This window comes from Pollutimonas thiosulfatoxidans (genome assembly GCF_004022565.1).
Classification (GTDB): Bacteria; Pseudomonadota; Gammaproteobacteria; order Burkholderiales; family Burkholderiaceae_B; genus Pusillimonas_D; species Pusillimonas_D thiosulfatoxidans.
Map to the genome: position 1 here is coordinate 1,224,816 of NZ_CP022987.1, position 21,639 is coordinate 1,246,454.

Annotated in this window: 17 protein-coding genes; 5 read left to right on the forward strand and 12 right to left on the reverse strand. The window is 57.6% G+C overall.

The features are described 5' to 3' along the window. Positions 1 to 22: 22 nt before the first annotated feature. The 4 genes from CKA81_RS05955 to CKA81_RS05970 all read right to left on the reverse strand — a co-directional run bounded on the left by CKA81_RS05955 (position 23) and on the right by CKA81_RS05970 (position 7,264). Positions 23 to 1,333 carry an NAD(P)/FAD-dependent oxidoreductase gene (locus tag CKA81_RS05955; protein WP_128354472.1) on the reverse strand — a complete coding sequence of 437 codons (1,311 nt, stop codon included), beginning with the start codon at positions 1,331 to 1,333 and terminating at the stop codon, positions 23 to 25. Positions 1,334 to 1,435: 102 nt separating this feature from the next. Further along, complete coding sequence (gene adeC / locus CKA81_RS05960; RefSeq protein WP_128354473.1) at positions 1,436 to 2,881, reverse strand: AdeC/AdeK/OprM family multidrug efflux complex outer membrane factor; 1,446 nt, start codon at positions 2,879 to 2,881, stop codon at positions 1,436 to 1,438. Position 2,882: 1 nt separating this feature from the next. Continuing rightward, a complete protein-coding gene (locus CKA81_RS05965) occupies positions 2,883 to 6,035 on the reverse strand; it encodes an efflux RND transporter permease subunit (protein WP_128354474.1) in 3,153 nt (1,050 codons plus the stop codon). A gap of 77 nt (positions 6,036 to 6,112) precedes the next feature. Then, positions 6,113 to 7,264 (reverse strand): efflux RND transporter periplasmic adaptor subunit, encoded by a 1,152-nt coding sequence (locus CKA81_RS05970; protein WP_128354475.1) that lies wholly within the window; start codon positions 7,262 to 7,264, stop codon positions 6,113 to 6,115. 99 nt (positions 7,265 to 7,363) lie between these two features. Here CKA81_RS05970 and CKA81_RS05975 point away from each other — a divergent pair, with 99 nt between their 5' ends. The 3 genes from CKA81_RS05975 to CKA81_RS17045 all read left to right on the forward strand — a co-directional run bounded on the left by CKA81_RS05975 (position 7,364) and on the right by CKA81_RS17045 (position 8,866). Then, positions 7,364 to 7,975 (forward strand): TetR/AcrR family transcriptional regulator, encoded by a 612-nt coding sequence (locus CKA81_RS05975; protein WP_128354476.1) that lies wholly within the window; start codon positions 7,364 to 7,366, stop codon positions 7,973 to 7,975. A gap of 227 nt (positions 7,976 to 8,202) precedes the next feature. Next, complete coding sequence (locus CKA81_RS05980) at positions 8,203 to 8,505, forward strand: addiction module antidote protein (protein WP_128354477.1); 303 nt, start codon at positions 8,203 to 8,205, stop codon at positions 8,503 to 8,505. A 193-nt stretch (positions 8,506 to 8,698) separates the two neighbouring features. Then, the gene (locus CKA81_RS17045; protein ID WP_164878353.1) at positions 8,699 to 8,866 is read left to right on the forward strand and encodes a hypothetical protein; all 168 of its coding nucleotides are present in this window, start codon (positions 8,699 to 8,701) and stop codon (positions 8,864 to 8,866) included. A gap of 588 nt (positions 8,867 to 9,454) precedes the next feature. On the opposite strand, the gene CKA81_RS05985 is transcribed toward CKA81_RS17045, so the two are convergent. From CKA81_RS05985 to CKA81_RS17160, 6 genes are all read right to left on the reverse strand, one after another. Beyond that, entirely contained in the window at positions 9,455 to 10,519 is a 1,065-nt protein-coding gene (locus CKA81_RS05985; RefSeq protein WP_128354478.1) for a YiiX/YebB-like N1pC/P60 family cysteine hydrolase, read from the reverse strand. Between the two features lie 347 nt (positions 10,520 to 10,866). Next, positions 10,867 to 11,073, reverse strand: coding sequence for a hypothetical protein (locus CKA81_RS05990; RefSeq protein ID WP_128354479.1), 207 nt, complete (start codon positions 11,071 to 11,073; stop codon positions 10,867 to 10,869). Between the two features lie 250 nt (positions 11,074 to 11,323). Next, entirely contained in the window at positions 11,324 to 12,052 is a 729-nt protein-coding gene (locus tag CKA81_RS05995; RefSeq protein ID WP_128354480.1) for a hypothetical protein, read from the reverse strand. 116 nt (positions 12,053 to 12,168) lie between these two features. Then, complete coding sequence (locus tag CKA81_RS06000) at positions 12,169 to 14,073, reverse strand: UvrD-helicase domain-containing protein (RefSeq protein ID WP_128354481.1); 1,905 nt, start codon at positions 14,071 to 14,073, stop codon at positions 12,169 to 12,171. Positions 14,074 to 14,075: 2 nt separating this feature from the next. After that, positions 14,076 to 15,311: an ATP-dependent nuclease gene (locus tag CKA81_RS17155; RefSeq protein ID WP_228255836.1), complete on the reverse strand. Its 1,236-nt coding sequence runs from the start codon at positions 15,309 to 15,311 to the stop codon at positions 14,076 to 14,078. Next, positions 15,218 to 16,057 (reverse strand): ATP-dependent nuclease, encoded by an 840-nt coding sequence (locus CKA81_RS17160; protein ID WP_199287567.1) that lies wholly within the window; start codon positions 16,055 to 16,057, stop codon positions 15,218 to 15,220. Before CKA81_RS17160 ends, CKA81_RS17155 begins: the two co-directional genes overlap by 94 nt. Positions 16,058 to 16,344: 287 nt before the next feature. On the opposite strand from CKA81_RS17160, the gene CKA81_RS06010 reads away from it, so the two are divergent. Then, a complete protein-coding gene (locus tag CKA81_RS06010; protein WP_128354482.1) occupies positions 16,345 to 17,055 on the forward strand; it encodes a haloacid dehalogenase type II in 711 nt (236 codons plus the stop codon). A gap of 356 nt (positions 17,056 to 17,411) precedes the next feature. Here the strand turns inward: CKA81_RS06010 and ppsA are convergent, their stop codons facing one another. Then, entirely contained in the window at positions 17,412 to 19,778 is a 2,367-nt protein-coding gene (gene ppsA, locus CKA81_RS06015) for a phosphoenolpyruvate synthase (protein WP_128354483.1), read from the reverse strand. Positions 19,779 to 19,965: 187 nt separating this feature from the next. On the opposite strand from ppsA, the gene ppsR reads away from it, so the two are divergent. Then, positions 19,966 to 20,799, forward strand: a complete 834-nt coding sequence (gene ppsR, locus CKA81_RS06020; protein WP_128354484.1) for a posphoenolpyruvate synthetase regulatory kinase/phosphorylase PpsR — start codon at positions 19,966 to 19,968, stop codon at positions 20,797 to 20,799. Between the two features lie 25 nt (positions 20,800 to 20,824). Here ppsR and CKA81_RS06025 read toward each other — a convergent pair whose 3' ends face one another. Beyond that, positions 20,825 to 21,631, reverse strand: coding sequence for a TrmH family RNA methyltransferase (locus tag CKA81_RS06025; RefSeq protein WP_128354485.1), 807 nt, complete (start codon positions 21,629 to 21,631; stop codon positions 20,825 to 20,827). Between the last annotated feature and the right edge of the window lie 8 nt (positions 21,632 to 21,639).

Genomic DNA, 21,639 nt, shown 5'->3' on the forward strand with positions numbered 1-21,639 from the left:
GAATTCGGGACATCAATCGATTTTAGTGCAGCTTGACGCGCGGTGCGCCGCGTTTGGTCAGCAGGCGGCCTATGGCCAGCGTGGCGGTGCGCACGGGGCCCAGCACGGCGAAGTGGTGCATCAGGTGCAAGCTCATGTACATCCACCGGGCCAGCAGGCCTTCGACAAACCAGCTTTTGCCCGAAAGCACGCCCATCAGGCTGCCTACTCCGCGGCTATGGCCCACCGAGACCAGCGAACCATAATCACGAAACCTGAATCCCTTGGCGGGCCGGTCCTCGGCGCCACGAATACGCGCGTCCAGTACATCGATCAGATAGCCGACCTGTTGATGGGCCACTTGCGCTCGGGCCGGCAGCGCCCCTTCCTGCCCTTGCCATGGCGCCTGTGCGCAATCGCCGATAGCATAGATGTCTGGATCGGTGGTGCGCAAGTAGCGATCCACCACAAGCTGGTTGACGCGGTTGGTTTCCAGGCCCAGATCGCGCAGCCACGCCGGCGCCTTGATACCGGCAGCCCATACACAAAGGTCCACCGGGTAGCTTCGGCCTTCGGCATCGGTCAGTTCGTGCTCGCCCACGGCCGCCACACGCACCGACGTTCGGACGGTAACACCCCGATCTTCCAGCAAGCGCTGAGCGGCAGCCGACATCTTGGGCGGCAATGCCGACAGTATGCGGTCTGCGCCTTCCAGCAGCACAATGCGGATGTCACGCTTGGGGTCCAGTTGATTCAAGCCGTAGAACACCGCGTCGTCCAGTGCCTCCAGCAGTTCGGCGGCCAACTCTACCCCAGTGGCACCACCACCCACGATGCCGATGTTCAGTTGCAGGGACGGATCATCGGCTTTGCGACGATTGGCTGCGACCAGAAGATGCAATAGCTTCAAACGGAACCGCTCTGCTTCTGCGGTCGAATCCAGTGCGATCGCATGTTCGGCCGCGCCCGGCGTGCCAAAAAAATTGGATTTGCTGCCTACCGACATGACCAGGGTGTGATACGGCAGTGTTCGGCTGCTGAAGATCTCTTCGCCCGTGTCGGCATACACAGGCTTGATCTGCACCTGCCTGGCCTTGCTGTCCACGGCTTCGACCTCGCCCAGCACGAAGGTAAAGCCGCAATCCTTGGCCAGCATGAAGTACGACAGCCCTTCGCGATGGATATCCAGGGTGCCGGCAGCCACTTCATGCAGCGATGGTTTCCAGATATGCGCATCCGACCTGTCTATCAGCACCACATGCCGCGGGCCAAATTTACGTCCCAGCCGGGCAGCCAGTTCCAGGCCCCCTGCTCCGCCGCCTACGATCACAACTTGGTGGTCTATGGACTTCATGCTTGCTCCTGTTCAGGCAGTGTTCGGCTTGCAGCACCCAAACTGCAAAGCCGTCACGAACCCATGAATACCATAACGAGTGCCGATTCACGCAACAATATGCTACGAAGCCGGGTTTGCGCCGCTGCTGCGCCACCCGCCGCCCAAGGCTTTGTATAGGCTCACATGGTTGCTGTTCTTTTGCAATCGCAGGGTGATCAAATCGTGCTGGGCGGCATACTGCGAGCGTTGTGCATCCAGCACGCCCAGATAGCTGTCCACGCCTCGACGGAAGCGCGCCTGCGACAGTGCCTCGTAATCGCTTGCTGCTCCCACCAGCGCGGTCTGCGCTTGCAACTGCTCGTCCAAAGTACTGCGCTGTGCCAGGGCGTCGGCGACGTCGCGAAACGCGCTCTGTATGGCTTTCTCATACTGAGCAACAGCGATGTCGCGATCAATTTCAGACACCCGCAAGTTGGCGCGGTTACGCCCACCATCGAAGATAGGCAGGTTCAGCTGCGGCAGGAAACTCCAGAAACCGGTACCGCCGTCGAACAGATTGCTTAAGGCTGCAGTGCTGGTCCCGGCAGAGGCGGTCAGCGTAAGGCTCGGAAAGAAGGCAGCACGGGCGGCTCCGATATTGGCGTTGGCGGCCAGCAGCAGGCGCTCGGCCTCGAGCACGTCTGGCCGATTGCGCAAGACCTCGGAGGGCAAGCCCGGCTGTACATCCGCCAGGGTCACGCCGTCATCGTTCTGCTTGTGCGGCAGCAAGCGATCGGGAACGGGCGCGCCCACAAGCAAGGTCAAGGCATTGCCGTCCTGAGCGGCCTGGCTGGTGTAGCGAGCGACATCCACGCGCGCCGATTCCACCAGCGTCTGTGCCTGGCGCAGATCAAGCTGCGAAGCCACACCCAATTCGTGACTACGGCGTATCAGGGCATAGGATTTTTCGCGATTTTCCAGTGTGTTGCGAGCCAGTGCCAGGCGTTCGTGGTCGGCGCCAAGCAACAGGTAGGCATGTGCCACCTCGGCCACCAACGAGATCTGCACCGTCTTACGTGATTCCTGCGTAGCCAGATAACGTTGCAGCGCTTCATCCTTCAGGCTGCGTACGCGACCGAACAGGTCCAGCTCGTAGGCGGACAAGCCCACGCCGGCGCTATATTGGCGGCTAATGCCGGCCTGGCCATTGGGCGCCAGATCGGCCGGCAGACGCTGGCTGCTGGCCGAACCGGCCACCCCTACAGAGGGCAAGGCGTCTGCGCTGCGTATGCGATACATCGCGCGCGAGCGCTCGATATTCAAGGCGGCCACACGCAGGTCGCGATTGTTTTCCAGCGTCATGGCAAGCAGTTCGCGCAGCGCCGGGTCCACAACGAAATCCTGCCAGTGGATGTCGGCGGCAAGAGGCTGCGATTGGCCGGCTGGGTCCGTCGAGCGGCCCTGCCCTGGATTGTCAGGCCACGCTGCCGCTACCGGCATGGCGGGCTGCTGGTAGTCGGGGGCCATGCTGACACACCCTGCCAGCAGCATCGCGGCGGCAATTGCAGTCAATGATAGGCGTTGCATGTCAGACCTCCTTGACGGCTGCGTTTGCCGGCGCATCAGGCGGAATCGGCCTGCGCTTCCTGTGCGACAAACGGAATATCACGATAAAGAACAGCGGAATAAGGAAGATGCCCAGGGCAGTCGCTGCAAAAGTCCCGCCCAGCACGCCCGTACCGATGGCGTTCTGGCTGCCCGAGCCGGCGCCCGTCGAAATTGCCAAAGGCAAGACACCCAGCCCAAAGGCAATGGAGGTCATCAATATCGGGCGCAAGCGCAGCTTGGCGGCTTCCAGCACGGCGTCGACAGCGCTTCTGCCTTGGCCCATAAGCTCCTTCGCGAACTCCACGATCAGGATGGCGTTCTTGGAGGCCAGCCCGATCGTAACCAACAGGCCGACCTGAAAGTACACATCGTTGGACATGCCTCTTGCCCCTGCGGCCAGCAGCGCACCGAATACCCCCAGCGGCACGACTAGCATCACTGCAAGCGGGATCGACCAGCTTTCATACAAGGCAGCCAGGCAAAGAAATACCACCAGCAAAGAGATGGCATACAGCGCCGGCGCCTGCGAGCCGGACATCCGCTCCTGATAGGAAAGGCCAGTCCACTCTATGCCGAAACCTGCGGGCAACTGAGCAACGATCTCTTCGATCGCCAGCATGGCGTCTCCGGAGCTTACGCCCGGGGCTGGCTGGCCCTGGATCTGCACAGCGGGGATGCCGTTATAGCGTTCCAGACGGGGCGACCCATAAGTCCAGTAGGCGCTGGAGAAGGCGGAGAACGGCACCATCTCTCCTTGCGCATTGCGCGCATACCATTTGGCCAGATCCTCGGGCACCATGCGGGCATCGGCCTCGGCCTGCATATAAACCTTCTTGACCCGCCCACCATCAATGAAATCATTCACGTAGCTACCGCCCCAGGCGGAGGACAAGGTGCTGTTTATTTGTGCCATGCTAAGGCCCAGGGCGCCCGCCTTGGCTTGATCGATCTGTATGCGGTACTGCGGCGTGTCGTCCTGGCCATTGGGGCGTACCGCCACCAGCCTGGGATCCTGCGCGGCCAGGCCCAACAACTGATTGCGCGCTTCCACCAGCTTTGCATGACCTTGGCCACTAAGGTCCTGCAGATAAAAATCGAAACCGGTGGCATTACCCAGTTCCATGATGGCAGGCGGCGCAAAGGCAAAAGCCATGGCGTCCTTGAACTGCGACAAGGTGCCCATTGCACGGTCGGCAATCGCCGCCACGCCATTTTCTGCGCCCGGCCTTTCGTCCCAAGGCTTCAGCTTGATAAAGCCCAGGCCCGCATTCTGACCCGCGCCGGCGAAGCTGAACCCGGCAACCGTGAACACGGATTCCACGTTGTCCTGCTCCTCTGTGATGAAGTGGTGCTCCAGTTTGTCCAGGACGGCCACGGTGCGCTCCTGAGTCGCGCCGGCTGGCAGCACGACCTGCGTGAACAACACACCCTGATCTTCATCGGGCAGGAAGGACGTCGGCATTCTGGCAAAAAGCAGTACCGTCACGGCAATAAGCGCGGCGTAGATCAACATGTAGCGCGTGCTGCGCGCCAGGATCCTGCCCACCATGGACTGATACTTGTTCGTGCCGCGATCGAAAGTCCGGTTGAACCAGCTAAAGAATCGGCCGCGAGGCGCATGCCCGCCCTTCGGTATCGGCTTGAGCATGGTCGCGCACATGGCAGGCGTGAGGATCAACGCAACCAGCACGGATAAACCCATGGCCGACACGATAGTGATCGAGAATTGCCGATAGATCACCCCCGTCGAACCGCCGAAGAACGCCATCGGGACCAGCACCGCCGAGATGACCAGGCCGATACCCACCAAAGCCCCGGTGATTTGATCCATGGACTTGCGGGTGGCTTCTACCGGCGACAAGCCCTCTTCGGTCATGAGACGCTCGACGTTCTCGACCACAACAATGGCATCATCGACCAGCAGGCCTATGGACAGCACCACCCCAAAGAGTGTCAGGGTATTGATGGAGAAACCGAAGGCGGCCAGTATGCCGAAAGTTCCCAGCAAGACGACGGGCACGGCCACAGTCGGTATCAGCGTTGCCCGAAAGTTCTGCAGAAACAGATACATCACCAGAAACACCAGGATAATGGCCTCGACCAGCGTCGTTACCACTCCCTTTATGGACACGTCTACAAACGGCGTGGTGTCAAACGCCAGCACCGACTTCATGCCTTGCGGAAACGACGCTTCCAGCTCGCTTATCTTGACCTTGATGGCGTCAGCCGTATCAAGCGCGTTGGCGCCGGTGGCCAGCTTGAACCCCATGCCAGCGGCAGGCTTGCCGTTATACCGCGCAAGTATGTTATAGCCCTCGCTACCCATTTCTACGCGCGCTACATCGCCCAGGCGCACGGTGGCGCCATCGGCCGTACTGCGCAGCAAGATGTCGCGGAACTCCTGCGGCGTCTGCAGCAGCGTCTGCGAAGTAATGGTGGCATTAAGCTGTTGGCCCGGGACTGCCGGCAAGGCACCCAGCTGGCCCGCCGACACTTGCGCGTTCTGCGCCTGAATTGCCGCTGACACATCGGCCGGCACCAAGTTGAAGCTGCGCAGCTTGTCGGGGTCCAGCCAAACACGCATGGCGTACTGGCTGCCGAACACTTCCACTTCGCCAACGCCTTCAACCCGGCTCATCGGGTCGCGCAGATTCGCCACCGCGTAATCGCCCAGGTCGGTCGCCGTCATGCTGCCGTCTTCCGAGATAAAGCTGAGCACCAACAGGAAGTTCATCGTGGACTTGGTCACCTGCACCCCTTGCCGCTGGACCTCCTGCGGCAGCATGGGGGTGGCGCCCGCCAGCTTGTTCTGCACCTGCACCTGCGCAATGTCCGGATCCGTACCCGCATCGAAACTGATGGTGATGTTCATGTTGCCGGTCGAGTCGCTGGTGGACGACATATAGCTCATGCCGTCTATGCCCTTCATCTGCTGCTCGATGACCTGGGTGACGGTGTCCTGCAGCGTTTGGGCCGACGCACCCGGATAAGTGGCGCGGATGGTGATTTGCGGCGGGGCGATATCGGGATACTGCGCCACAGGCAGGCTCAGCACAGAGATGCCACCCGCAAGCATGATGACCAGGGCGATCACCCAGGCAAAGATCGGGCGGTCAATAAAGAAACGCGACATGATATTGTTTCCGAAGACGAATACAGGGTGTCAGGCGGCTGCAACAGCAGCCGCCACGGCAGGAACTGCCAGGGTGCTTAGGAAGCCGCCACGAAAGGAACCGCGCTGGCGGATGCGCCCGGCTTGACCTTCTGTACGCCTTCCACGATCAGCCTTTCCCCCGGCTGGATGCCACTGTCGACCAGCCACTGGTCGCCCACGGTGCGCGAGGTTTCCAGTATCCGGGCCTCGACCTGATCGTCGGCGTTCAGCACCAGGGCAGTGGCTTCGCCTGTCGCGCTGCGCGTGATGCCGCGCTGGGGAAGCAGGATGGCATTGCTTCTTACGCCCTCTTCCAGGGTTGCCCGCACAAACATCCCGGGCAACAAGCGGTGATCGGGGTTGGGGAACACGGCGCGCAGGGCAACCATCCCCGTACCGGGATCCACACTGACATCCGAAAATTGCAGCTCGCCGGTATGCTCATACAGGCTGCCGTCCTCCAGCGTCAACTTCACATTGGCGCTGGCGTCGGCGGACGCTTCCAGCGTACCGGCGGCCAAGGCCTCGCGCAGACGCAGCAGGTCTACGCTGGACTGCGTTACATCGACATAGATGGGGTCCAATTGCTGGATGGTGGCCAACGGCTTGGCCTGGTCGGCAGACAGCAAAGCACCCGGCGTCACGCTGGACCGCCCCACCCGCCCTGAAATGGGCGCAACCACTTCGGTATAGCCAAGGTTGATCTGCGCCATATCCAGGGCGGCTTGCGCCGAGGCGACATCCGCCCGGGCCTGCTGCAGCTCCGCTGCGGCCTGATCGCTCTCCTGCCGGCTGACGGCGTTGATGCTGGCCAATTCCTTGTAGCGCGCAGCGGTCAGCCCTGCCATTTTCAGGTTGGCCTGCGCCTTGGCCAAGGCCGCCTTCGCACTGCTATGCGCTGCCGCGTAAGCCGCAGGATCAATCTCGTATAGCGTCTGGCCGGCCTTGACGTCGCTACCTTCCTCAAACAGCCTTTTCTTCAAAATGCCACCCACCTGCGGGCGTACTTCCGACACCAGATAGGCACTGGTACGACCAGCAAGCTCTGTCGTCAGCGCCAAGGGCTGCGCCACAACAGTGACGACACTGACTTCGGGAACAGCAGGCGCGCCGCCCTGGGCGACCGGCTCGCCACACCCCGCAATGACCAGAATGCTGGCAAACAGGGGAAGAACTCGCCGGAAACGGCGCAAGGAATCGGGTCTCATGTAGCCTCTTTATAACCGTACTGTACGGTACAGTTTACGCTTGACAAAAACCGCCTGTCAAGCAAAACTGTACAGGTTGGTACGCTTAAGGAGGCTGCATTGAGGACAAAAAGTGAAGAGCGCCGCGACATGATCCTGGCCGTCGCGCTAGAGGTGTTTCGCGAAGTCGGCTTCGAGGCAGCCTCCATGTCGCAAATATCGGCGCGTGTAGGCGGTTCCAAGGGCACCCTATATAGCTACTTCCCTTCCAAGGAAGACCTGTTGCTGGAAGCCATACTGCATTCGGCCCGAGAGCACGCTCAGGACGTTATCGAGCTGCTACAAAGAAAAGGCGACTTCCCCGCCCAGCTGCACCGCTTTGTCACCTCGTTACTGAAGCTGGTCAACGCCCCGGAAACCGTCGAGACCCTACGCGTCGCCATCTCCGTAGGCGGCACCACCGACATCGGCCGCCGCTTCTACGAATTTGGCACCCTGGAATGCTGGTTAGCCATCGGCGATGTGCTGCGCAACGAAGTAGAGCAAGGCAAACTGCGCCAGGCCGACCCGGATATGATGGCGTCCCACCTGCGCTGCCTGTGTGAAGCTGACCTGATCCGCAACCTGCTGGGTGCGGGCGATCCGTTAAGTGATGAGGATGCAAAGGCCAAGGCGCAGTGCATCGTGGATACGTTTCTGAAGGTTTATGGGGTGGTGGAGTCTAACGAATAAGCGCAGCGGTTACCGTGGTCAGCAACTTTCTCTTGATTTAATGTATCCCATTTTATACAATTGAGCTAATGAAAACGATCCACACCACCGCTACGTTCGATGATTGGTTCGTTGAGCTACGCGATCGGATGGCTCAGAAGCGAATTGCTGGTGGCGATAAGTCCACGCAAAGTCAGGACATCAAGACTGCACTGAATCTAATGCGACAACTGTAAAGAGAGACCGACATGGGAACCAAAAAACTGCGTAAATGGGATACCGTCGAATACCTCAAGACGGAGGAAGACATGGTGATGTACCTGCAAGCCTGCATGGACGAGGCCGGTGACGATGCCGCCTTCATCGCGGCGGCGCTCGGCGACATTGCCCGAGCCAAAGGCATGACGCAACTTGCAAAGGATACGGGCCTGGGACGCGAAAGCCTTTACAAGGCACTGTCCGGCGAGGGAAATCCCAGCTTCGGCACCATCCTGAAGGTCATGCACGCGCTCGGTATCAAGCTGCACCCCGAAGCCGCTACTCACGCTTGAGCTCCGCAAAGAAAGCGACTGGAGCAGCGGCTTTCGACCCATGATTGCCGGTACTCAGATGGACCGAGCCACATTCCGCTCGGCTTCGTGGATGCTCGGCGCGTCGCTATATCCTCTGCCTGTTTCGTGCTGCCAAGAATAATCCGAGCGAATGTGGAACAATAGCAAGCTTTACTAAACTAGAGAGAGTTCCATGGGCAACAAAATCGTTACTGAAGCCGACCGCAAACGCACTCCCCGTCCCCCCGCTCCCAAAGGCGTGACCTTTACCACACAAGGCGGCGGCCAACGTGTGAGCCTGGAGCGTGGCGCGCATACCCACCACAAGAAAAATCCCGGCAAGCGCGCTCACTCGGGTTGATTTTCCGGGGGCAGTTCGCCACCAACATCTTTCTGCCCGCAGAGTGACGACGCCGACCATGGATCTTCGCGCTTGTAAAACCGGCGGCGTCCAGCATCCCCCGCATTCCGGGGGAACCACGTCGTCCTCCCCGACCATAGCCTATGGCTGCCGCTTGCGCGGTAAGGACGGGGATTCCTAAGCCACAACAGCTTAGCGTTTTACCCTGCGAGGCGTCTACGCCCGGCCGCCAGAATGTTAAGCGCCGCATTCACGTCTCTACCGTGAACAGAGCCGCATGCGTCGCATTTGGCACTCCCTTATTCCAAGACCTGCGATACCTCTGGGTCTCGAGTTGTGGCCGCTGGCCACAATTCGAGCAGGTGTGGGTTGAATACGCTTCGCCGACCTCTATGGGATCCGCTCATGCCGAGTTTTTCAACACAATAGGCCGGAAGCAGCATCAGCGGACGGCCGCTGTCGACCCTGAGCGGACATTCAGACTAAAGATAGAATAGCTGATTCACTGTTCGATATGCCAGTTCTAAGCATCATTGCTCCAAGCTAAGTCCTGATGGGGCGAGTCACTTTCGAGCAATACAAAGTACGCTAGATCGAGATTGGATAATTTATAGCCTGCGAAGCATTGATCAGCGTTTTCTTGCGTTGTAAGACTTCGTTTAGCAAATTTTTTGCTAGTAAGAATTCGATTTGTACATATTCGAGATCACCATAAGCCTGCAAATTGGCTACCGCAGCTTGATAGTTCTTTGTATGACGTTTCAGGTCTGCCATTACGGATGGCAGCTCCCACTCTAACGCTTCTATGAATGACTCTCTGTGATTGAAGTGCCGGAGGAAAACCCCTACATCATAGCGGTACGGATTTTTGGATCGATCCCAATCGTAGTAGTCTGGGTAACCACTTGCCTTAACGTATTTCGTCACCGCTTTGTCATATCCCGGATGCTTTACAAGCATGGGTAGGATATCGCTTTGAGTTGATATCTCACCCAAATGGCGCCGGAGGGCCAGACTACGAGCTTTGCCGAGCCATTGAAAAGTTATTTTCTGCAAAAATTGATTGAAATCATGAGATTCAGCAAACTCGACTTCACTGAGATTTAGCTCGCGCACTGCATTTTCAACTCGATCCAACTGTATCGATCGCGCGAGATCGTTTGGAGAACAGAAATCTGCGTTTGCCACAAGTTTAATACCGGCATTTTCATAGGCTTGAGCAACGAGCCGGGAGCAGAACTGCTTTCCACTTTGAATCTGAATGTTTTTGTTGGATTTGGATATGGCTTTGGAGAGGGCTGCGGCAGGTACTGAGTACAAGGCTCCGACCTGTCCTCGTGCATAATCACAAGCGATGTCAATCATGGTCGGATTCGCTTGTCCGGGAACTATGCGATACGCGGCCAGATGATCGGCCTCATCCCGAATATAGCGCTGGGGATTTTTAGAGTACACGCCGTCGGGCATCGCGTGGATAAACGAATGACCCACATAGAGCATTGCATGGGAAAAATGTCCTTTTGTAGCTCGTGCAATAACCGTACTTGTACGTGTATGGTTTGCAGACAGAAGTACATCACCGACTTTTAGAATGGACAGGTCCAATCCAAACTTAGGATTCTGGGACGCCTGAGAGGGAGATGTTTTTTGCATATGTTCATTATGCACTTAAGCCGGACTTAAGGTCTCGTCCATAAATAACGCGAAGGCGTTATTCACATCGGCTAACACGGCTGGGCGGTATGCACCTAAGTTTGGCATGTTAATGCCTCTTGATATAGGTCACGACTGCTGGATTGAGTATTAGGTAGCGCAGCACAAGATTTGGAGCGTTATTTGATAGTTGCGTCTCGGCTGAATAAGCGAGTCAGGAGCGTGATTCCCGTAAGAAAACTTATATATTAACTGGCCGCTTTTGGCCGTCTGAAGTCTATCATCACGGTCACAAACCGACCCGAAGCAGCCAGTCATGAATGGCTGTGCTCGGCCAAACGAAGACATTAGTTTACGGAAGCGCTTAGCAACCGCCTAGTATCCACCGACGTGCTGTCTTTACTGCGTTTCCAGCTGACCGACTCCGTTTCAAACTTGGCTTGGCTGGCCTCATCCATGGCCTGCTGGTTTTCCTGCTTGAACGGCTCTTCCAGCTTCGTGTATTTATCGGCTTGAGACCGAACGCCTTGCAAGTCGGTAAATAACGCGGACATCTAACTGTCCTGGCTGAAGTCCAACCGCTCGCCGTTATCGCGTGGGTAGAGATGCTGTAAGGCCGTTGCGGCTGAATCGGAACCGTCTACGGGTGGGGCCCGTAATGCCAGAATAGCTCTTGTAGCGCTATGAGCTTAGTAATAAGATTTTCATCACGCATCGATCCGATGCACCTTTAGCTGCTGGCCGCATAGCAGCACGGCCACATCCGCAGCGTGTTTACCCGTATTGGGTTCCTGGGGAAGGCGTTTAAATAGTGATAGTACGAAAATTCTTGCTATGTTTTTTTGACTCTCGCCAAACTTCAACACGAAGATGGCTAGCAGGTGGCGGGCTTGGTGTGCCTGGGGCTCTTGGCGTTCTTGACGTTCTTGGGCGATCATACTTTTGATTGTTTTCAATCTGGGCTACATTTGGGAATACGTCATATTCCTCAAAAGGAAATCCAATCTGTTGATGAAAACGGGGGGTTGTTTTGAATGATTTGGCTAAATCATTCATAAACTCCGGAGATTCTTCTGCATTTTCACCAAGTAACAACTCCGCCTCTTTTGTGGCTTGCTCTGGACTGATTTCTCCGCGTTGAACTTTAACAAATAGACGTTGTAATGAGCCGAGCGTTCCGCCGTATTTTCTCACCTTTGGTGGCCCAGCATCACTCCCAAGTTGTTGTTCTGCTTTTTCCACAAGGTAATCGCTTACAGTAACCACTTGCTCTTTGATGGTTTTTACGCCAGATATAAATGACCCGTAGGTTGCAATTCCAACATATAACGCGGTGAGAGAGGCGGCAACCTTTCCCACTCCCTGTATTGAACCTTCCTCAACTTCAAGAAATAAGGAATAATCAGGGAGAATTAAATTTTTCTCTACACCAGCTTCCCAGCGGTCAAAAAGAAGCAATGAATATTTCTCTAAATCAGGCTTTGAGGGCTGGGGCGCGGCAAAGTAGAAATCTGTAGTTCCAATATCTATCATTTAATTATTCTCTACCCATGACCTTAATTCAGTGGAGTTAAAGCGCCGACACTTTTGGCAACTAGGCCTGCGGACTTGCCTTTTCTTCGAATGACCGTCGCAACGAAATTGAGACGTTAGGCAACCTTGATGTTTTTGACCCCAGCATTTGTCAGAAGCTGATAAAGAGTCGCAATTTTGGTGCGCGTTCCGCGCTGTGCGCAGTATGTGAAAACAACGCGTTGCTTTGCGCGCGTGAACGCCACAAAGAACCCAGCAGTAGCCTCGATCTGATCGTTGGCGAAGCTCCACCATGCACCATCGTCCAACCCAACGAATATGACACTATGGTATTCGAGGCCTTTGCTTTTATGGATCGTCATTAGAGGGATGGCGTGAACGCCTTCATAGGTGTCAAGGGCTGACGACCACTCGATATCATTGTGCGATGAGGCTAGCAGATGTTCTGCTGCCGAATCCAGTACCTTGTCGAGCCAACCGCCCTGTCCGTAAGCGGGATGAGCGGCGATCACTTTCTCACGACCGATGAACTCCAGAATATCGTCTACGACAGAGCGGGATACGGCCTTTGATTTTGGTGAATTGGGATAAGTGGTGTTAAGTTGGGTTACGTATGCGTCCAACTCATTGGCAAGCCTGGCCTGCGCGACCTCATCATCAGGAGCGATTCCCCAAAGAGCGATGAGCGCCTCCTGGCACGCCGTCCAATGTCGTCCGGCCCGAGTAGTCATGGCTAGACGTAGAACGGCCACGATTAGTTCAGACACCGCCTCCACGAGCAAATCCTGGAGCATGATTGATCCGACCATTCCAGCTTCGTTGCGCAGAGGAATCCCCGCGGCTACAAACGCTGGATCAAGAACAGTGGCGTATTCGCTGGCCTTTTGCCGCACTAGCAAGACGAAATCCCGTGGGCCGAGTGCGTGAGCCTTCATCTCGGCCACGACAACGTCGGCCAGACGCGCCGCTTCGGTCTCCGGAGTCGAGAAATCCCAAATGGCGCAACTGGCACCTGCAATAGTGCCGACCGTCTTCGACACCGGCGCTACGGCCTGGGCGTCCAAAGCCTGCGCCAAGATGTGCTGGATACGGACCAACTCAGGCGACGAGCGATAGTTGTTGTAGAGTGGTGTTCGCGTCGCACCAAAGTCTCCATCAAAGGCGGTGAAAGGATCGTCCATCGCCATCGCCCAACGCATGATCTGCTGTTTGTTGTCGCCGACGGCGGTAATCACAGTGTTGGTGCCAAGGAAGATGGTACGAACCAGGTCATATTGAATCTGGGTCGTATCTTGGAACTCGTCCATGAACAGATGTGAATACGTCAATCGAAGCGCGTCCCGTGCCATCGGATTAACCCGCAACAGTAGTTCGGCAAGTCGCCCGATCATGGGGAACGACAAGAAACTCTTTCTACCCTCGTGAAGGAACATTTGCCAGTAGCGCTCCGCAGCCCACTGGGCAGGTGTCGGCTGCGACCAGCCATCCAATGGGAGTGGTGTGCCCACCAAATGACGACGCTCGAACGTTTTTACCGGTATGGCCTGAATGTCAGCGTAGGTACCAACGGGTGCTGGAGGCACCCCGATCTGTCGAGACAGGAACTCACGGTAATCGCGCTCACCGGGAATCATGATTTCGTAGTCGGGTCGCGGCCGCCAGCGCTCGGGCAATGCTTGACCGAAGCGGTCGATCAACCCTTTTGCAAAGGCGTCGAATGTCATCGAGTCGAAGCGTGCGGCATGATTGCGATGGCAGCGCTGGCGAACGCGCGCAGCGAGGTTTGTCGCCGCATCGCGCTTGAAGCTGATCGCGAGGATACGCCTTGGCGCAGGTGCAGCGCCTGTTTGAAGCAGATAGGCAGCGCGTTGCGCGAGCAGCTCTGTCTTGCCCGCGCCGGGGCCAGCAATGATCGAGCGATTGTCTGCCGAGCGGACGACTTGTAACGCATTGACTTCGAGCGCTTTCACGCCCACTGGCTTCCAATCCTCTGAGCGGATCCGTCGCGACAGTACCGCCATGTCTAGTCCCTCCGCAAGGACTTGGCAATATGGTTGAGTACTTCCTTCAACACAGCGGGCATGCCTGCCTTTAAGTCTCTTTTCTCAATATGTGTCAGGGCGGTAAGGTGCGTTGCCGGTTTGCTGTTGGTGAGAAAGTGATAGCGATAGGCAGGAAGAAGCTCGGGACAGGTCTCGAATGGGCCGGTGTAGGACTTGAGCCCTGGTCCCGCAGCCCCGAGCACTACTTCGGCCGCTTTATCGACAGCCATCCTTGGCCCGCCACCTTTGGGAATAATTGCCTGGAACGCATCGGGGAAGGCCTCCAGCATGGCTAGATCAAGATCGAGCGGTGCAGAAAAATAAACACCATGCGGTTTGAGGCTATTGACCCACCCCATGAGGGTTTTATGATCCTCCGCACCTTCCCATGTGTGCATTTTGGCCAAATCTTCGTCTGACATTACACCTCCTATGATCTTCAAAAGCTCGGCTTTCGAGGCGCCAAATTCGATGAGGTTTTCAATCGCCGTTTTCACCCGGCCGAAGCCGCCACCGTCACGGCCTAGATCGAGATCCAGCAGGGTGGCGTGCGGAATTCCTAGCTGCTTAAGCAACCGCCAGAAGTGCTGCACATGTCGTCCGCCCAAGGGAACGATGGCAACGAAAGCGGGGTCGATCAAAAGATCAAGCGCCTCGGCTAGGCGGGGCAGGACAATTCGCTCCGAATCGCCTTCTACGAGTAGGACGAAGCGGGCGAAGTAGAGTTCGGGATAGGCGAGCATCGCGCCACGGACAAATTTGGCCGCTTCGTCAATGCCTGCCGGCAGTTTGAGGTTCTTGACCGTCGAGACGCGCGTCTTCGGATCACAGCGACAGTACCGGACCTCACGCGGATCGACGCGGCTCAGCACTGCCGGCGAATGACTGGTGATGATGGCCTGGGCACTACCGTCATCAGTCAGCGACCGGACCTGGCTGATAATACGGGCGAGGAAGTAAGGCGAGAGATGGTTCTCCGGTTCTTCCAGAGCGAATAGCGTGAGCGCGGGGATACGCAGTGCGTCGTCGCGGAAGCCTCCGACCGTGCCGGCCACTACCTCGCGCTCCAGGTCGAAAATGGCCGCAGCCAGCGCAAAATAGAAAAGCGATTGCTGCCCGTCGCTCAGAGCGTCGAGCTCACGTTCGTGACCGTCCGGCCCTTGCTCAAAAATGACGGCAATCTTGTTGACGACCTCTTCGAATCGGCGACTGACCAGGCTAAGCCTGGGTTTCGTATCGACGACATCATCGTGAAGGCCTGACCAGCGCGCCTGTAAGGCTTCGCCGATCGCAGCAATCGCTGACTCCCCTCGAAAGCTGTCGCCAGACTTTCGGAGGCTTCTTGAACCGCCTCTTGTGCTGAGGAGGACCATTCGATTGCGCGCAGCAGGCGCGCGGCGAGTGCACCGGTCGTTGCCCGAATCTGGGCCGTCGCATCACGGCTGGCGGGTGTGTAATAGAGTTGAATCAGGCCGCGATCCACTGCCGAGACCGGGTGACGTTTATCTTCGCTTGGATCATCTTCGAGCGTATCAATCCAGAAAAGCTCTTGCGAAACCTCGCCCTCAACGGTCCCGTCGTCTTCCCATCGCGCTTCAAGGCGCAGGCGACAGACCGGCGATTCGTCCGCACGTTCAATCTGCATGTGCCGAAATGACGGCGCGATCGTCTCCGGCGTTGCGGTGCCATCGGCCAGTTCGGGCAATCCGATCAACACGTCGATAAATAGATCCTTGGCTTCGCGGTCGTCGGGGTCGTCCTTTACGCCTAAGTGAAAATCCGAACGCTGTACAGTGCGCTGCGCCCGCGAGACGCCGAACATTTTTGACAGTGCCTGCAGAAGTGCGGTTTTGCCCGCTGCATTAGGGCCGACAACAGCCGTTATGTTCGGCGAAATAGGAACGGTAATTGGATTAGGACCAAAACAACGGAAGCCCGACAGCGTTATAGATTCGATACGCACTTAACCCATCTCCCACGCGCAGTAATACGGCAGTTTCTAATATAGAAAATCTTTTCGTATCGTAACAGCTCCTATCAAAATCTATCTGCTGGCGACTTGATCACTGACCGCTTTTGGCCGATTGCAGTCTACGAGCTAAGTCTGAAAGCGGCCCGTTGGCGTGCTCGCTATCAAGAAAGTCTGTATAAACGGTAATCTACTACGGAGCAGCTGCGCTGAGGGCCATCGGCGTGTTGCTGACTACCCCTCGGTAATATCGATAAACCGCATTGAACAGAGACACCACAATGACCGCCGAACGCCTAGAAGATGTCCGTGTACTAGCTTTCGATGTGTTCGGCACCGTGGTCGACTGGTGTAGCTCGATCGCCCAAGAAATAGAACAGCTAAACCCAGAAATCGACGGGCGCACATTCGCAAGAGCATGGCGGGCGGGCTATCAGCCAGCCATGCAGCGAGTCAGGGCTGGCGAATTGCCATGGACACTGATCGACGATCTGCACCGAATGATTCTCGACGACATTCTTATGGAGTTTGGGATGTCCGAACTGGACGAATCGCAGAAGCGTCACTTGAATCAGGCTTGGCACCGGCTACAGGCTTGGCCCGATTCGGCGCAAGGGATTGCGCGTCTGAAAGCGCGCTACATCACCACAACCTTGTCGAACGGCAACATCAATTTGCTGGTCAACATGGCAAAAGCAGCCGGCTTGAACTGGGATTGTGTCTTATCGGCCGAGGTATTCCACGCGTACAAGCCTGATCCCGCAACCTACCTTGGTGTGGCACGTATTTTTGATGTCAGACCCGATCAAGTCATGCTGGTCGCGGCACATCAAGATGATCTGGATGCGGCACGACAATGCGGTTTGCTCACCGCGTATATAGAGCGACCCACCGAATTCGGTGCCGACATGCCCAAGGACGTGAGCCCTCATCCCGCCAACACCCTGCACGCCAGCAGCATCACTGCACTTGCTGACACCCTACTTACCTGACGACAGCTCTCTCAACTCATGGCCGCTTCGTGCCCTACTTTCGCCCAAGTTACGGCCAGCACTACATACGCCGGCCAGCACACGGTTCAATGACTACGAACCCGCGTCGCCGTGGGGTAGCCCCGCATTGGGCGTTTTAGGTCACGCCTTGCGTCAGCGCTGGCGCGGGGAGGCAAGCCTGCGGCTGCCCGAGCAACGCGGGTGTCCGGGCACGCCCGGACGTTGCGAGTTCCGCAGGCGCCCCGCGACGGCGCTGACGCAAGGTCTGCCGAGGCGCAGCCGCGGCCGTGACCGGCTAGCCCAAAGCGGGGCTACCCCACGGCGACGCGCGCCCTAAGCAAACGTGCTGACCAAACCTACTTAACCGCCAGCCGCTGCCAAGTATCCACAACCGTATCCGGATTCAGCGACATCGACAATATCCCCTGATCCCGCAGCCATTCCGCCAGGTCCGGATGATCGCTGGGGCCTTGACCGCAAATGCCCACATACTTCCCGGCATCCAGGCAAGCCTTGATTGCACGGCTAAGCATGAACTTCACAGCCTCGTCGCGCTCATCAAAGTCGGCCGCCAGCAACTCCATGCCAGAATCCCGATCCAGCCCAAGAGTCAGCTGCGTCATATCGTTGGACCCAATCGAGAACCCGTCGAAATACTGCAAGAACTCTTCAGCCAGAATGGCATTGGACGGCACTTCGCACATCATGATCAGGCGCAGGCCATTCTCGCCGCGCGCCAAGCCATTGCGTGCCAACAGATCCACAACCTTCGCCGCCTGCGGCAAGGTCCGCACAAATGGCACCATGATCTCGACATTCGTCAAACCCATGTCGTCGCGCACCTTCTTCAGTGCTTCGCATTCCATGCGGAAGCACTCTTCGAAGTCCGCCGAAAGATAGCGCGACGCGCCCCGGAAGCCCAGCATCGGGTTCTCTTCCTCGGGCTCGTAGCGCGACCCACCCACCAGCTTGCGGTATTCGTTGGACTTAAAGTCAGACAGACGCACAATGACCGGCTTGGGATAGAAAGCTGCAGCCAAGGTGCCTATGCCTTCGGCCAGCTTCTCTACAAAGAAGGCACGTGGGCTGGCATAGCCCCGGGCCGCAGACTCTACCGCCTGCTTCAGTTCTGTATCCACATTCGGATAATCCAGAACCGCCTTCGGGTGCACATTAATGTTGTTGTTGATGATGAACTCCAGGCGTGCCAGGCCCACACCATCATTCGGGATCTGCGAGAAGTCGAAGGCCAATTGCGGGTTGCCGACGTTCATCATCACCTTGAGGCCGATGTCAGGCATTTCGCCCCAGCGCACCTCCTCGATCTCGGTTTCCAGCAAGCCGTCGTAAATGCGGCCCTCGTCGCCTTCGGCGCACGATACTGTCACTTCGCGGCCATCGGCCAGCACGTCTGTGGCATTGGCGCAGCCCACAACGGCCGGGATGCCCAGTTCGCGCGCAATGATGGCAGCGTGGCAGGTGCGACCGCCGCGGTTGGTAACGATGGCGGATGCCAGTTTCATGACGGGCTCCCAGTTGGGGTCCGTCATGTCGGTGACCAGGATGTCGCCTGCCCGCACCTGGTCCATCTGCGAAACATCAGCAACGATGCGCACTTTGCCCGAGCCTATCTTCTGGCCGATAGCGCGGCCGGTGACCAGGATTTCACCGGTGGCTTTCAGGCGATAGCGCTCCTGGACGTCTTGATGGCCTTGTTGCGATTTAACGGTTTCGGGGCGTGCCTGCAAAATATAAATCTTGCCGTCCAGCCCGTCACGGCCCCATTCAATGTCCATGGGGCGCTTGTAGTGCTCTTCGATAATGACGGCGTAGCGCGCCAACTCGATGACCTCTTCATCCGTCAAGGAATAGCGATTGCGCTCGGACACCGGTACATCGACCGTGCACACAGCATGGCCGGATGCCTTCTGGGCGTCGAACTCCATCTTGATAAGCTTGGAGCCTATGCGTCGGCTGATGATGGGGTAATGGCCCGATGCCAGGGTGGGCTTGAATACATAGAACTCGTCGGGGTTGACCGCGCCTTGCACCACCGTTTCGCCCAGGCCGTAAGACGAGGTAATGAACACAACGTCGTTAAAGCCCGACTCCGTATCCAGGGTGAACATGACGCCTGCGCTGCCGCGGTCCGAGCGCACCATGCGTTGCACGCCTGCGGACAAGGCCACGTCGGCATGGGCATAGCCGCGGTGCACGCGGTAAGAGATCGCCCGGTCGTTATACAAGGAGGCGAACACATGGCGGATTTTCTCCAGCACATCGTCGATGCCGACGACGTTCAGGAAGGTTTCCTGTTGTCCTGCAAAAGAGGCATCAGGCAAGTCTTCGGCTGTGGCCGACGAGCGCACGGCAAAGCAGCCCTTGCCGTCGGCGTCAAGCTCGGCAAAAGCGCCGCGTACGGCTTGTTCGAAGTCATCCGGAAACGGCGTCTCGATGATCCACTGGCGTATTTCGGTACCGGCGTTTGCCAGTTCGCGTACGTCTTCAGAATCGAGGCGCTCGAGGCGGTCAGCGATGCGCTGATCAAGATGGGTGGCTTTCAGGAAATTGCGAAACGCGTCGGCTGTGGTCGCAAACCCGCCCGGAACCCGGACGCCTGCGCCTGCCAACTGACTGATCATTTCACCTAATGATGCGTTCTTACCCCCTACCGAGTCGATGTCCGTCATGCGGAGCTGCTCGAAAGACACTACATAAGACATAAAGTCACCTTTAACTATATAAAAGAAAGCTTGTTTGCTTAGCGCACCGGGGTGGCAGGCGGCCCACTGTATGGCCGCGCTACCGGGTGTACTAAGCAAACCAGCCTTGCTTGCTGGCTAGGTGACTGTTAACCTTTCGCGGATTGTACCGTTTCTACGGTCCTGCGGAATTACTGAGTTTTACTTCATGCCCACCACTCTTATCGAACGTACCGTGTTTGTCGTGTCCGACAGCACGGGCATTACCGCTGAAACCTTCAGCAATTCGGTGTTGTCCCAATTCGAGCAAGTTAAATTCGAAGCCATCCGAATACCCTTTATCGACAGCCCCGAAAAGGCTGCCAACGCTGCACGGCGCATCAATCGCTGCGCTGAAGAGCAAAACGAGCCGCCCCTGGTGTTCAGCACCCTGGTGGACCCTCAGGTGGCGCAGACCATACGCGACGCGAACTGCACCTTCCTGGATCTTTTCGGCACCTTTGTGCAGCATATCGAGACGGCACTGGGCATGAAATCCAGCCATTCAGTCGGCCGATCGCACATGGGCGGTTTGTCCAAGCAGTACGCCAATCGGATAGAAGCCATCAACTTCAGCCTGGCACACGACGACGGACAATTCATCCATGGGCTGGAGCAGGCCGACGTGATCCTGGTGGGCGTGTCGCGCTGTGGCAAGACACCAACCAGCCTTTACCTTGCCATGCAGTACGCCGTGAAGGCGGCCAATTTTCCGCTGATTCCCGAAGACTTCGATCGCGGTTCGCTGCCCGCCACGCTGGCGCCCTACCGGAATAAATTGTTCGGGCTGTCCATCCAGCCGGCGCGGCTTGCCGAGGTGCGTAACGAGCGCCGCCCCAACAGCCAGTATTCATCGCTGAAACAATGCCGCCACGAGGTCGCCGAAGCCGAGCGCCTGATGCGGATGGAGAACATTCCCTGGCTATCGACGACAACAAAATCGATCGAAGAAATCTCCACCAAGGTGCTGGACGAGGTCGGTCTGGACCGGCGTATTTACTAAGCCGGCACGCTGGCCGGCATATCGGCTAGCTGGTGCCCGCGTGCTGACGGCGCTGTTCAAACAGACAGACCGCCGCCGCGGCCGCCACATTCAAGGACTCAACATTGGCTGCCTGCGGAATAAATACGCGCCTGTCCGCCTTGGCGAGCAAGCTGGCGGCCACCCCCTGCCCTTCGTTGCCCACCACCCACGCGCACGCTGCAGGCAAAGGTTTGCCATAAAGCGATTCGGCATCCACCAGGCTGGTTGCGACCAGCGGGACCGCCAGCCGCTCGACCACAGCCAGTAAATCCACATGCTCGTAGACCGTCATGACAAAGTGGGCGCCTTGTGCGCTGCGCAACACCTTGGCTGACCAGGCGTGAGCACATGCCGTCGACAAATAGGCGTGACGGACACCTGCCGCAGCTGCGGTGCGCAGCAGAGTCCCGACATTGCCCGGATCCTGGACGCGATCCAGCCAGATGCACAGGTGATCAATACGGTCCGGCACTGCGGGCGCAGGCGCCCTGACCAGAAAATAGACGCCCTGCCCGTGCTCCACCTGCGACAAGCCCTTGGCCAAACGCGGCTCGCAACTGTGGCACACGGCAGCGTAAAGTTCAGTTGCCAGTTGCTCAAGCTCGGGATCGCGTTCCAGTCGCTCGGCATCGAACAGCGCGACCAGTGGCTGACCGCCATATTGCAGCCAGGCCTGGCAGAGATGGATGCCTTCCAAAAGGACAGATGGACCAACCGTGGAGGGGTCGGCATCTTGCATGTCGCGCTTGCCGGCGGCAATACGCATCAGGCGCTTGTACAGGGGATTGTCTCGAGAGCTGATATGTTTCATGGCTGGAC

Excerpts from the sequence above, each read along its gene's own strand:
- CKA81_RS05965 (WP_128354474.1), bottom strand. The coding sequence starts at position 6,035 with ATGTCGCGTTTCTTTATTGACCGCCCGATCTTTGCCTGGGTGATCGCC.
- CKA81_RS06010 (WP_128354482.1), top strand. The coding sequence starts at position 16,345 with ATGACCGCCGAACGCCTAGAAGATGTCCGTGTACTAGCTTTCGATGTG.
- CKA81_RS05970 (WP_128354475.1), bottom strand. The coding sequence starts at position 7,264 with ATGAGACCCGATTCCTTGCGCCGTTTCCGGCGAGTTCTTCCCCTGTTT.
- CKA81_RS05990 (WP_128354479.1), bottom strand. The coding sequence starts at position 11,073 with ATGTCCGCGTTATTTACCGACTTGCAAGGCGTTCGGTCTCAAGCCGAT.
- CKA81_RS06025 (WP_128354485.1), bottom strand. The coding sequence starts at position 21,631 with ATGAAACATATCAGCTCTCGAGACAATCCCCTGTACAAGCGCCTGATG.
- adeC (WP_128354473.1), bottom strand. The coding sequence starts at position 2,881 with ATGCAACGCCTATCATTGACTGCAATTGCCGCCGCGATGCTGCTGGCA.
- ppsA (WP_128354483.1), bottom strand. The coding sequence starts at position 19,778 with ATGTCTTATGTAGTGTCTTTCGAGCAGCTCCGCATGACGGACATCGAC.
- CKA81_RS17045 (WP_164878353.1), top strand. The coding sequence starts at position 8,699 with ATGGGCAACAAAATCGTTACTGAAGCCGACCGCAAACGCACTCCCCGT.
- ppsR (WP_128354484.1), top strand. The coding sequence starts at position 19,966 with ATGCCCACCACTCTTATCGAACGTACCGTGTTTGTCGTGTCCGACAGC.
- CKA81_RS05980 (WP_128354477.1), top strand. The coding sequence starts at position 8,203 with ATGGGAACCAAAAAACTGCGTAAATGGGATACCGTCGAATACCTCAAG.
- CKA81_RS06000 (WP_128354481.1), bottom strand. The coding sequence starts at position 14,073 with ATGGCGGTACTGTCGCGACGGATCCGCTCAGAGGATTGGAAGCCAGTG.
- CKA81_RS05955 (WP_128354472.1), bottom strand. The coding sequence starts at position 1,333 with ATGAAGTCCATAGACCACCAAGTTGTGATCGTAGGCGGCGGAGCAGGG.
- CKA81_RS05985 (WP_128354478.1), bottom strand. The coding sequence starts at position 10,519 with ATGCAAAAAACATCTCCCTCTCAGGCGTCCCAGAATCCTAAGTTTGGA.
- CKA81_RS05995 (WP_128354480.1), bottom strand. The coding sequence starts at position 12,052 with ATGATAGATATTGGAACTACAGATTTCTACTTTGCCGCGCCCCAGCCC.